Consider the following 12043-nt stretch of genomic DNA (forward strand, 5'->3'; position numbering starts at 1 on the left):
CGAGATGGGAACGATATCAAACATATATTTGATAGATGGCGGCCGCCACTGCACGTTCACGCCAACGCACGCCATACGTGCGATGGAGAGGAACGCATGGCCAGGACTGAGACGACGTCGGTGTTCATCGTTGGTGGCGGGCCGGTCGGGCTGGCGATGGCGCTGCTGCTGGATCGCTTCGGAGTCGACTGCGTCGTCGTCGAAAAAAGCGCCACGACCACCGATCATCCCAAGTCGCGCGGCTGCTGGGTGCGCACCATGGAGATCTTCCGGCAATGGGGGATCGAGGATGCCATTCGCGCCCGCGGCTTGCAGGACAAGTCCGACATGTTCGTGTTCGTCGAGAGCGTGGCCGGGCGCGAGGTCGGCCGCACCCGGCCGGAACTGAACCTGGGCCAGACCCCGGCGTGGAAGAGCCTGGTCGCCCAGGACGCCGTCGAGGAAGAGATCTACCGCATCGTCGCGGCGTCGAAGCACGCGCGGGTTCTGTTCTCGACCGAGTTCGTGTCGTTCGTCGAGACCACCGAAGGCATCGAGGCCACCACGCGCTCGGCGTCCGGCGACATGACGTGGCGCGCCCGCTACCTGGTGGCGGCCGATGGCGCCGGCAGCGCCACGCGCCGAGCCGCCGGCATCGAGATGGTAGGCCCCGGCAACATGGCCACCATCCTGAACGAGTACTGGCGCGGTGATCTCTCCCGCTTCCCGCTGGCCCGCGAGGCTGCGGGCTATCGCATCATCCCCAAGGATCCCGACGCGGTTGCCTCGACCATCCTCAACACCAACGGTCGCGACCGCTGGCTGACCCTGCTGCCGGTGGGGGGCCCTGGCGACGAGCGGCCGCGGACGTGGACTGATGCCGAGATCATCCAGATCATCCGGGCGCAGACCGGCGTGCCCGACCTTGAGGTCACGCTGCTCAATCGCTCGGTGTGGCGCATGACGCGCCAGGTGGCGGCATCGTTCCGGCGCAACCGGACGTTCCTGGTCGGCGATGCCGCGCACCGCTTCCCACCGACCGGTGGGTTCGGTCTCAACTCGGGCGTTCAGGATGCCCACAACCTGGCCTGGAAGCTGGCTTACGTGTTGAAAGGCCTGGCATCGGAACGGTTGCTCGACAGCTACGACCTCGAACGGCGACCGGTGGCCGAATCCAATGCCGACTTCAGCACCGGCAACATGCGGCGCTTTCCCCTGACCGAGGAGGCGATCCGTTCCGGCGATCCCGACCGCATCCGGTTCTGGATCAACGACATGGACAAGCACCTGCACAGCATCGGCCAGGCATTGGGCTTTTCCTATGAGCAAGGCGCCGTGATCCCGGACGGCACGGTGCGGACCGGCCATGACACCCGCGTCTACATGCCAAGCGATCGGCCGGGCGGGCGCTTCCCGCATCTGTGGCTCGATCTTGCGCGCCAACAGTCGACGCTCGACTGGTTCGACAAGAGCTTCGTCGTCGTCGCCGGCCCCCTGGGCGAAGCCTGGCTCGAAGCCGGCAAGAGCGTGGCCGGTGCGTTGAAGCAGCCGCTGGGCCTGCAGATGTTGCCGACAGCCGACCCGTCGGACGGCTTCCAGATCGGCTTGCGGGGGGCGGTGCTGGTGCGGCCCGACGGCCACGTCGCGTGGCGCATGCCGTGGCTGCCCAGCGATCCCGCCAAGGCGCTCGCCGGCGCACTCACCACGTTGCTGCAGTAGCCCTTCTCCCCGCGAAGGCGGGAGGAAGAGCAGGAGAATCGTGATGCAGTTTGTCAAAGCCAACGGCACTGAAACCGCGTTCGTGCAGAGCGGTAAAGGACCGCCGTTGATATTGCTGCACGGCGCCGAGGCGGACCACGCGATGTTCGATGCCTTCGCCCCGCTGCTGGCGGCGCATTTCACGGTGATCGCCTGTGATCAGCGCGATTCCGGCAAGACCCGCAATCCACCTGACGCGTACTCCCTGCTCGACCTGGCCGACGACGCCGCCGGCTTGATCGAGGGCCTGGGGCACGGGCACGCGCATGTCTTCGGCACATCGCTGGGTGGTGCGATCGCACAGGCACTGGCAGCGCGGCATCCAACGAAGGTCGATCGACTGGTGCTCAGCAGCACGTTCCGGGTCGGCGCCAACCTGCTGGAGCTCAACCCGACAGCGATACAAGCCATCGCGGCCTTGCGCGCCGAGCTTCCGGCCAGCGCGCCTAAAATCGCGGCCTACTTCTTCCCTGCCGCCTATCTCGAGGCCCACCCGCAGGTCAGTGCGATCTTCGCCGGCAACAGCCGCGACGAAGCCCAGAAGGCCCGACGCGCCGGCCTGATGCGTCACCCGGTGTCCGTCGACCTGGCAGCCGTCACGGCACCTGCGCTGGTGCTGGCGGCATCGGAGGACAGGCTGATCCCCCCCGCCCACACGCTGTCGCTCGCCGACGCCATCGCCGGTGCGCGCACTCATACCATCCAGGGCGTCGGCCACGTCGCCACGATCCAGGATCCGGCGGCCGTCGCCCGACCGGTCATCGACTTTCTGCTGGGGTGATGGAGGTAACCGACAGTCCACAGCTTCATGGGAGGAAACAATGTCCGAAACAAAGGACCTGCTATCGATCTACGACTCGGCCCCGCTGAATTGGCGCTACTGGGTAAGCCTGGGGCTGGGTATCGCAACCACGATCTTCGACTTCTTCGACTTCTTTCTGGTGAGCTTCCTGGTTGTGGTGCTGGCGCCACAATGGCACCTCACGTTCGGTCAGTCCGCGATCATGCTGCTGAGCGCCGGCGTTGGGGCGATCGTGGGTGCCCTGTGTTGGGGCGCGCTGGCTGACATCTGGGGCCGCAAGAAGCTGTTCGTCGCGGGCATCCTGCTGTGCGCCGTGGCGGCCGGCGCCGTCGCGTTCATCCCCGATGGCGCCTGGGTGCTGTTCTCGGTCCTGCGCTTCCTGGTGGGCTTCGGCGTTGGGGCCGCCGCGGCGGTCGGCCTGCCGCTGATCGTCGAATATACGCCCACACGCTATCGCACGGTGATGACCAGCGCCGCGGTGATTCCCGTGTCGTTCGGCATTCTTGCCGCGTCGCTCTCGGCGGCGACCCTGCTGCAGATCCTGGGATGGCGCGGCCTGGCCGCACTGGGGTTCATTCCGATCCTGCCTGCCATCGGCATCGTCCTGATCATGCCGGAATCGGTTCGCTGGCTGGTCTCGCGCGGCCGTACCATGGAGGCGCGCGCGACCATGGCCCGCTTTTGCGCCATCCCCGAGGCCTCGTTGCCGATGCCGACCGCCGCGCCGGTACCACCAGCCTCGGCCAGTTTCACCGACCTGCTGGCCGATCCGCGCCGGCTGTGGCTCACCATCATCACGTGGTTCGGCGCCAGCACCGCCAGCTATGGCGTTTTCCTCTGGGGACCCACCATCGTCGCCTTGCTGCTGGGCCTGGCCCCCAAGGACGCCGCACACCTGTTCGTCTACGTGAGCCTGGTTGGCATCGTGGGCCGCGTCATCTTCACCTTCCTGCCCCTGCGGATCGGGCGACGGCGCAGCGGCGAGATCATGGGCTACGGCATTGCCGTCACCCTGGGCGCGGCCGGCCTGTTCTACGACCAGTTCGCCGCCGGTTGGCCGGTGTTCATGATCATGATCGTGTTGGGCGCCCTCTTCTTCGACGGTGGCTTCTCCAACATCGGACCCTATTCGGCGGAGATCTTTCCGGTACGCCTGGCGGCGCGCGGCGTCGGCCTGGCACAGGCCGCCAACGGCGTCGGCAAGATCGCGGGCCCGTTGTGCCTGGCTCTGATCGCCGGCACCGGCAACTTCGTCTCGCCCAAGGCAACCGCCGAGGCGGTGACACCGGCCTTCCTGTTCCTCGCCGGCTGCGGGTTGCTACTGGGTCTTGCCTTCACTTTCCTGGGTGTCGAAACCCACGGCAAGGCGCTGGCGCTCACGGAGGCCGACCCGGGACAGGCTTCCGCCCAGCAAACCGGGTCAGCGCGAACATCCTTGACCTGAGGCGTCAAAGACAACTCCATAGCGAAGGGAAGAAACGCTACGGGACGACTGATGTATCTGACGCAGGGATTACGGCGTGCCGGCCAGCTTCGGCCGCGGGAGAAATCGACGGTCTTTCGCGATCGGCGGCGGATCTGGTCGCAGACGGTCGAACGCGTGGCCCGCCTCGCCGGCGGACTGCAGGCGGCGGGCGTTCGCCCTGGCGACCGGATCGCGATCATGGCACTGAACAGCGATCGCTACTACGAACTGATGTACGCCATCCCCTGGCTGGGCGCCGCGATGGTGCCGGTCAATACGCGACTGGCGACGCCCGAGGTCCGGTACATCCTCGAGGATTCCGGTGCCCGCGTCCTGTTCGTGGATGGCGCCATGAAGGCGCACGCGACAGCGCTCGCCGGCAAGCTGTCGACCGTCACGGCCGTGTTCTACCTCGACGACGATGCCCTGCCCGACGGCATGCGCCGGTTCGAAGATCTTGTCTCGGCGCCGGCGGCTGCCGATGCCGGCGCCGGCGGCGAGACGCTGGCCGGCCTGTTCTACACCGGCGGCACGACAGGCCAGTCCAAGGGCGTCATGCTGAGCCACAACAACCTGGTGTGGAACGCGATGAACGCCATCGCCGGGCTGTTCTTCGACAGCGACACCACGTACATCCATTCCGGCCCGATGTTCCATCTTGCCGACGGTGCCTCGACCTTCGGCGTCACGGCCTGCGGCGGCTTCCACGCCTTCGTGCCACGCTTTGACGCTGCCGATTGCCTGGAGACCATCCAGCGCGAGAAGGTCACGCACGGCCAGTATGTGCCGACCATGATCAACATGCTGGCCAATCATCCCAAGGTGAAAGACTACGACCTGTCGAGCCTTCGATACATTCTCTACGGCGCCTCGCCCATGCCTGAAGGCGTTCTGCGCAAGGCTTTGGAGGTTTTCCCTGGCTGCCAGTTCATCCATGCCTACGGCATGACTGAAGCGGCGCCGATCCTGACCCTGCTGCCGCCGCGCTACACCACGCTGGACGGCCCCTATGCTGGTCGCATCAAGTCGTGCGGACTGGCGGCGCATACAGCCGAACTGAAGATCGTCGACGAGAACCGCCAGGAAGTGCCGCGCGGCACGGCGGGCGAAGTCGCGGCGAAAGGCCCGATGATCATGCTGGGCTACTGGAACAAGCCCCAGGAAACCGCCGCGGTCCTGAAGGACGGCTGGTACTACAGCGGCGATGCCGCCACGATGGACGATGAGGGCTTCGTCTTCATCGTGGACCGCCTGAAGGACATGATCATATCAGGCGGCGAGAACGTCTATTCGGCCGAGGTCGAGAACGCGATCTCACTGATGCCGGGCGTGGCCGAGGTGGCTGTGATCGGCATTCCCGACGCCAAATGGGGCGAGACCATCCACGCCGTGATCGTGCCGCGAGCCGGCGCTAACCTGACTGCCGAAGCGGTCATCGAGCATTGCCGCTCGCAGATCGCCGGCTACAAGTGCCCGCGCTCGGTCGAGTTCCGCGAGACGCCGCTGCCGCTGTCCGGCGCCGGCAAGGTGCTCAAGCGCGAACTGCGGGAGCCGTTCTGGAAAGGGTATGAGAAGCGGGTGAATTGACCGCTACATGGTGCGCCTGTCGAGCCAGGCTGCTATGCCCGGCGGCGTCCCATGAACACGCAGGCCAAACCGGCCACGACGGCGACGATACCGGCGACAGCGGGGATCGGAATGACGCGCTGCTCCTTGGCCTCGACCGACAGCGGCCCCAGGTCGAGCACCTGCTTGGTGTCGGTGACCACGATGTAGGGCACCACCAGCGCAACGATACCGGCAATCACCAGCACAATTCCCAGAATCATCAGCGGCCGCATGAGAGTCCTCTATTCCTGTCGCTTATCGGCATCACCAGCGTGCCGGTATTAACGCTGCGGCCATGTCGCGGTTCCCTGCCCTACGACGCGCTTGCAGACGCCCGTAAACCACCTACTCTCGCCTGAGTTTTCCATCCCATCGTCGAGTCATGCCTGCCACCATCCCCTATTACGACTGGACCGCCCATCACGCCGACCGCCGCCCATCCCAGCGGGCGATTCATGACCTTCATACGGGTCGGACATTCACCTACCGCCAGCTCGACGAGCGCTCACGACGCCTGGCCGCCCATCTGCAGGGCATCGGCGTCGGCAAGCCTGACCGGGTAGCGCTGCTGGCACCGAACTGCCCGGAGTTTTTCGAACTGCAGTTTGCCTGCGGCAAAATCGGCAGCGTGATGGTGCCATTGAACTGGCGACTGACCATACCGGAGCTCGATTACATTCTCGGCGACTGCGCCCCCAAGGTGTTGATCCACGATGCCACGTTCCGGCCGCAGGCCCAGGAACTCAAGGCGCGCTGCGGCATCCCGCACCTGCTGGAGATCGACATCGACCGGGCTGACAGCAGCTATGAGCGCGCCGTTATGGCGGCCAACCCGACACTGGCCGCGACGGCGCTGACGCACGACGACATCAGCACCATCATGTACACGTCGGGCACCACCGGCCATCCCAAGGGCGCCATCATCACGCACGGCATGACGTTCTGGAATGCGGTCAACCTCGGCATCCCGGCGATGATCTCGCCGGCCACCGTGCAGCTGGTGGTCCTGCCCCTGTTTCACACCGGTGGACTCAATTGCTACGCCAACCCGGTGCTGCATGCGGGCGGCACGATCCTGATCATGCGGACCTTCGAACCGGGAGCCGCGTTGGATCATGTTTCCGATCCGACGCTCGCCATCACGCATTTCTTCGGCGTGCCAGCCCCGTACCAGTTCATGATGCAGCACCCGAAGTTCCAAGGCGCCGACCTGTCACGGCTGCGCATGGCCGGCGTCGGCGGTGCGCCTTGCGCGCTCACCATCCTGGAAACCTGGGCGGCGCGCGGCGTGCCGCTGGTCCAGGGCTACGGCATGACCGAAACCAGTCCGGCAACGACGATGCTCGACGCCGTCGACGCCATTCGCAAGGTCGGATCGGCCGGCAAGCCGCTGCTGCATACCGAGGTGCGTATTGTCGATGAGGCTGGCCGCGATGTCCCGCGTGGCAACATCGGCGAGCTATGGACCCGAGGCCCCAACATCACGCCGGGCTACTGGAACAAACCGGAAGCCACAAAGTCATCGTTCGTCGGGGGCTGGCTGAAAACAGGTGATGCCGCGCGCGAGGACGATGAAGGTTTCATCTACATCGTCGATCGCTGGAAGGACATGTACATTTCCGGCGGCGAGAACGTCTACCCTGCCGAGGTCGAGAACGTACTGTTCCAGCTGCCGCAGGTTGCCGACGCTGCGGTGATCGGCGTGCCCAACGATCGCTGGGGCGAGGTCGGCAAGGCTGTCCTCGTGCTCAAGCTCGGCGAGGCGCTGGTCGAGGCCGACGTCATCACCCACTGCCTGGCGCGCCTGGCCAAATTCAAGGTGCCGCAGTCGGTTACCTTCGTCGAGGCTCTGCCGCGCAACGCCACGGGCAAGGTGCTCAAGCGCGAGTTGCGTACCCAGTTTGTCGGCACCGCCACGCCAGCGATCACATAGGCTCCAGCCGGGCGCGACGCCCGCGCTTCACGGCTTACGGCGCATTGCCGATCAGCACGGTCGGCAGGCCCTGGACGATTACGCCACCATGTCCGGTCGCATCGCCCAGACGGGCCGCCAGCAGCTTGCCGATCAGCACCGTCGGTGATCCGACGGCGATCGGGTCGGTCGGACCGATGCAGATCGCCAGATCGGTGATGCGAGCCGCTGGCAGGCTGCCGATCAGTACCGTAGGGCAGCATGGCACCGCAATCGGACCACCGCCGTGGATGGGGCAGACATGCATGTCCGTCATCCGCGCAGCCGGCATGTTGGCGGTCATGCGATGATCTCCCACAGCAGCGGTGCCGCAACTGCGGCGCCGTGGGGAGATCAACAGCCTGTGGTCACATTGCTTCCATCGCGCCTCTCAAAATAGAGACGGCATGGAATCTTCAAATTTGGTTCAGGATGCGCACCGAATCCTGGTCCCCGCCGTCATTGACGACCACGACCCGCTCGCCAACGCGCTGGAAACTCAGGTCGATTCGCGTATCGCCCAGCATGAGCCCCTGCAGGGCAATGCGATCGATGCCGATGGGCAACGACGGCCGATTGATGTGAATCTCGCGGTGCCAGCCATCGATGCGCAGGCCAAGGCAGGCCTGCAGGATCATGAACATCGCCCCCGACGACCATGCCTGCGGCAGACAGGCGACGGGATAGGCAATGGGCGATTCACCCGGTGCGCGGGGAAAACCACAGAACAGCTCCGGCAGGCGCATGCCGAAATGCACAGCGGTTTCGAATGTCTCGCTCAGCAGACGCACGACACTCTGGCGATGGCCATAGCGCGCCAACCCGGCCGCGCAGAGCGCGGTGTCGTGCGGCCATACCGAGCCGTTGTGGTAGGACATCGGATTGAAACGCGCCTCGCCCTGGGCCAGCGTGCGAATGCCCCACCCGTTATTGAACGACGCCGACAGCAGTTGCTCGGCCACGCAGGCGGCACGGTCCACCGACGGCAGGCCGACATAAAGCAAGTGCCCGGCGTTGGACGCCCGCACGCGACACATGTCCCCGCGCCCGTCCATGGCCAGACCGTAGAAGCCGAGATCCGCCATCCAGAAGCGCGCTTCGACCGCCGTGCGCAGCGCCTGGGCACGCGCCAGCCAGTGTGCAGCCTGTTCGAGATCGTCACGCCGCTGTGCCAGATCGGCCATCGCCCGCAAGGCGCCGTAGACATAGCCTTGCACTTCCACCAGCGCGATCGGCCCGTCCGGCGTGCGACCATCGGCATGGAAAATCGAGTCGCTGCTGTCCTTCCACCCCTGGTTGGCAAGGCCCGTTTCAGCGCCACGGGCATAGTCGAGAAAGCCGCGCCCGTTGGCGTTGCTCTGCTCCTCGATCCAGCCCATGGCTGCTTCCAGGCTGGGCCAAAGCTGGTCGATGAACGCCAGATCGGCGGTGCGCGCGGCATAGGCGCCCGCCAGAATGACGAACAGCGGTGTGGTGTCGACGCCACCGTAGTACTTGCGGAAAGGCAACTCGCCCAACGCCGTCATCTCGCCCTTGCGCGTCTCGTGCATGATCTTGCCGGGCGCGGAGTCCTGGAACTGTGACGTCTCGTAGGCCTGGTTCTGCGACAGGAAGGTGAGCACGCCGCGGGCGAGCGCAGGATCCAACCACAGGGTTTGCAATGCCGTCACGATGGCATCGCGGCCGAACGGCGTGGAGAACCAGGGGATGCCGGCGTACGGATATGGACCGGTCGACAGCTCGGTCGTCAGCAGAGCGAGGTCGGCGCGCGACTTGTCGATCCAGTTGTTGAACAGGCGGCCCGAGCTGCGCAGTCGCGCACCGCGACGGCGTTGTGCTCGCATGCTGAAGCGCGCCCGCGCCGCCGCGGCGCGAAAGCGCGTGCGTCCGGGCCTGGTGGGCTGATCGGGGCCAACCTCGATGTAGAGCTCGACGTTACCGTGTTTGCGTACCGCCAGGATAAAATCGGCGCGATCTGTGGTCAGTTTCAGCGGCGCCGTGGAGAAAGCCACCACGGAGGACCGCACGATGTCATCCAGCCCTTCGTAGCGCAGCAGCACGGAATCGGTACCGATCTGCGGCGCAGCCACCTCGCCCCGCATCGGCCGCGACTGGCCGCGCACCTCGAACATGTCGCGGAAATCGGCGGCAAAGACGATGGATAGAGGGACGTTGGTGTCGAAATCGCCGTAGTTGCTCAGCGTCAACCGCTCGTACAGCCGCTCCTGCCACAGGAAGCGGGCCCGTTCGATGTGGATCACCCCTTCGGGGATCGATTGCCCGCCCAGCGGCGGCAACGGCCGGTTGGTCAGATGCGACGTGAACAGGACGTTGTCTTCGCTGAGCGACGCCCCCAGCAACGATGGCGGCTGCCCGGCCAGCGACAGCGCGAACCGTGACAACACGCGCGTGTCGTCCCGGAACATACCGTCGCCGGCACCGCGAATATCGCCGAAGGTGTCGGTAACCAGAAACGTATCGCCGTGCTTCAGCGCGAAGTGGTGCGCTGCTCCTCGCGGGACCGGGGTCGCTTCAATGGCGGGCAGCGCTTCGCCGCCGGTATCGGGGGCACGGGTCGGCTCCATCATTCTCCCGCCGTCTGCAGCAAGGGGTGATCAAGATCGTCATCATCCAGGCGTGTCAGCCGTCGATACAGCGCCAGGTATTTGTCGGCCATGGTGAATGACGAAAAGCGGCGTTCAAAGACCTGGCGGACATGACGGCGATCCAGCATGTCGAGCCGCCGTACCGCGTCGACTGCTTCCGCCTCCGTTTGCACGATGAAGCCGGTGACGCCGTGATCGACGATCTCGGTCACGGCCCCCTCCTTCCACGCGACAACGGGCGTACCACACGCCATGGCCTCGATCATGACCAGGCCGAACGGCTCGGGCCAGTCGATCGGAAACAGCAGCGCCCGTGCATTGCCCAGGAACGCCGCCTTCTGGTCATCCCCGATCTCGCCGATGAAATCGATACCCGGCTGGTCGAGCAGCGGCTCGATCGTTTCGTGGAAATAGGTCCGATCGACAGGATCGACCTTCGCCGCGATCCTGAGCGGCAGATTGGCTTGCCGTGCGATGGCAATCGCACGGTCAGGCCGCTTCTCCGGCGAAATGCGTCCGAGAAACGCGAGGTAGCCGTCACGACCGTCCGACGATGGCTGGTAGAGGTCAGGCGGCAGGCCGTGATGGACGGTCGCCATCCAGTTGGCAAAGCGCAGTGGCGCGCGTTGGTTGTCGGAAATCGACACCAGCGGATAGGTGTGCCACCGGCGATAGGCGTTGGACAGGTCCTTCAGGTCGAGACGACCATGCACCGTGGTCAGCGTCCGTGTGGCGCGATGCTCGAAGAACGGAAAATGCAGCATGTCGGTATGAAAGTGCAGGACATCGAATGTGTCCTCCAATCGGCGTACTTCATGCAGCAACGTGAGATGAGCGGCGAGATCCGACTTCAGCGGTGACGGGTCCAGGCGAATCGCCTGGTCACGCATGGCGACGAGTTCGGCCTTGGTGCGTGCTTCGGCACTGGCGAACAGTGTAACGTCGTGCCCGAGATCGACTAGTGCGTCCGCCAGATGCGCGACCGTGCGCTCGGTACCGCCATACAGCACCGGCGGCACCGCCTCGTAGAGAGGGGCGATCTGCGCGATTCTCATGGCTGCTATCCCCACGGACGCCGATCCAACGACGCGACCCGAAAAATCTGGGGCATTGCGCTGGCGGTTTCAAGATCGCCGTGTCGTCAGTCGTCAGCGCGCGCCTCTCATTCCCGAGCGCAACGAGGGATCTTTTCCGCCATGAATGACCTATCGACCATCCAAGCTTCCTCGCCGCGCCCGAAGTAACAGGGAACGGCAGTTGGCGTGGCACGCGCTGCGCAACGCATCTACACAGCCAACATCATGCGCTTCACCGACGGCGCGAAACCGAACGCGGCATAGAAGCGGATGGCTTCGGTGTTGAACTCGTGCACGGCGACCTCGACATGTGTCGCTCTGCGTTGGCGCGACCACTCGACGGCAGCCGACAGCAGACGCCGCCCGACACGTCGCCCGCGGGACGTCTCACGCACGACGAGGTTGTCGAGTTCAATCACGCGCCGCGGCACGGCTCCCGCGAATGCAGACGCCGGCCGCGTCACCAGCACCGCAAGGCCTGCCAGGCCGTCAGCAGCCGCGGCAACCAGGATGGTCGACTCACGATCGGCCAGCAGCCTCGCCACCTCATCACGCGAGCGTGCCGGCCCGTCGAATTCCTGGAACAACTCCGGCCGCGCCTCACGGTGGACCGCATCCAGCGAATCGAACAGCGCGCACAATTCCTCGTAGTCGCGCAGGGTCGCGGTGCGAATGCGGATGTCGAGCGCCGCCGGCGGCCAGGCCTCGATCGTACTTTCAGCGGGATTTAACATTCGGGCTCTCCTGTCGCAGCTCGTGTCCGCCGCGGGCCGGAGGCCCTCTCGAAACGAAAAATGC

Annotated in this window: 10 protein-coding genes; 5 read left to right on the plus strand and 5 right to left on the minus strand. The window is 65.4% G+C overall.

Annotation, left to right across the window (positions count from 1 at the left end; all coding sequences use genetic code 11):
- Positions 1-96 precede the first annotated feature (96 nt).
- Genes FQU96_RS17045 through FQU96_RS17060 form a run of 4 tightly spaced genes read left to right on the plus strand, consistent with a single transcriptional unit; the run spans position 97 to position 5591 of the window.
- Positions 97-1698 (plus strand): FAD-dependent monooxygenase, encoded by a 1602-nt coding sequence (locus FQU96_RS17045; protein ID WP_146542491.1) that lies wholly within the window; start codon positions 97-99, stop codon positions 1696-1698.
- 43 nt (positions 1699-1741) lie between these two features.
- Entirely contained in the window at positions 1742-2518 is a 777-nt protein-coding gene (locus tag FQU96_RS17050) for an alpha/beta fold hydrolase (protein ID WP_146542492.1), read from the plus strand.
- A gap of 40 nt (positions 2519-2558) precedes the next feature.
- Positions 2559-3983 (plus strand): MFS transporter, encoded by a 1425-nt coding sequence (locus FQU96_RS17055; protein ID WP_146542493.1) that lies wholly within the window; start codon positions 2559-2561, stop codon positions 3981-3983.
- A gap of 51 nt (positions 3984-4034) precedes the next feature.
- Positions 4035-5591, plus strand: a complete 1557-nt coding sequence (locus tag FQU96_RS17060; protein ID WP_146542494.1) for a long-chain fatty acid--CoA ligase — start codon at positions 4035-4037, stop codon at positions 5589-5591.
- Between the two features lie 32 nt (positions 5592-5623).
- On the opposite strand, the gene FQU96_RS17065 is transcribed toward FQU96_RS17060, so the two are convergent.
- A complete protein-coding gene (locus FQU96_RS17065; RefSeq protein WP_146542495.1) occupies positions 5624-5833 on the minus strand; it encodes a DUF3185 domain-containing protein in 210 nt (69 codons plus the stop codon).
- 161 nt (positions 5834-5994) lie between these two features.
- On the opposite strand from FQU96_RS17065, the gene FQU96_RS17070 reads away from it, so the two are divergent.
- Positions 5995-7545, plus strand: coding sequence for a long-chain fatty acid--CoA ligase (locus tag FQU96_RS17070; RefSeq protein WP_146542496.1), 1551 nt, complete (start codon positions 5995-5997; stop codon positions 7543-7545).
- A gap of 34 nt (positions 7546-7579) precedes the next feature.
- Here the strand turns inward: FQU96_RS17070 and FQU96_RS17075 are convergent, their stop codons facing one another.
- The 4 genes from FQU96_RS17075 to FQU96_RS17090 form a co-directional block, all read right to left on the minus strand.
- Positions 7580-7867, minus strand: coding sequence for a PAAR domain-containing protein (locus FQU96_RS17075; protein WP_255468388.1), 288 nt, complete (start codon positions 7865-7867; stop codon positions 7580-7582).
- 112 nt (positions 7868-7979) lie between these two features.
- Positions 7980-10151, minus strand: a complete 2172-nt coding sequence (locus tag FQU96_RS17080) for an amylo-alpha-1,6-glucosidase (protein ID WP_146542497.1) — start codon at positions 10149-10151, stop codon at positions 7980-7982.
- Positions 10148-11224, minus strand: coding sequence for a glycosyltransferase family 4 protein (locus FQU96_RS17085; protein ID WP_146542498.1), 1077 nt, complete (start codon positions 11222-11224; stop codon positions 10148-10150). The genes FQU96_RS17080 and FQU96_RS17085 overlap by 4 nt, the downstream gene beginning before the upstream one ends.
- Before the next feature lie 230 nt (positions 11225-11454).
- On the minus strand, positions 11455-11979 hold the full coding sequence (locus tag FQU96_RS17090) for a GNAT family N-acetyltransferase (protein ID WP_146542499.1): 525 nt from the start codon (positions 11977-11979) through the stop codon (positions 11455-11457).
- Positions 11980-12043 lie beyond the last annotated feature (64 nt).

The organism is Reyranella sp. CPCC 100927 (genome assembly GCF_007859315.1).
GTDB lineage: Bacteria > Pseudomonadota > Alphaproteobacteria > Reyranellales > Reyranellaceae > Vineibacter.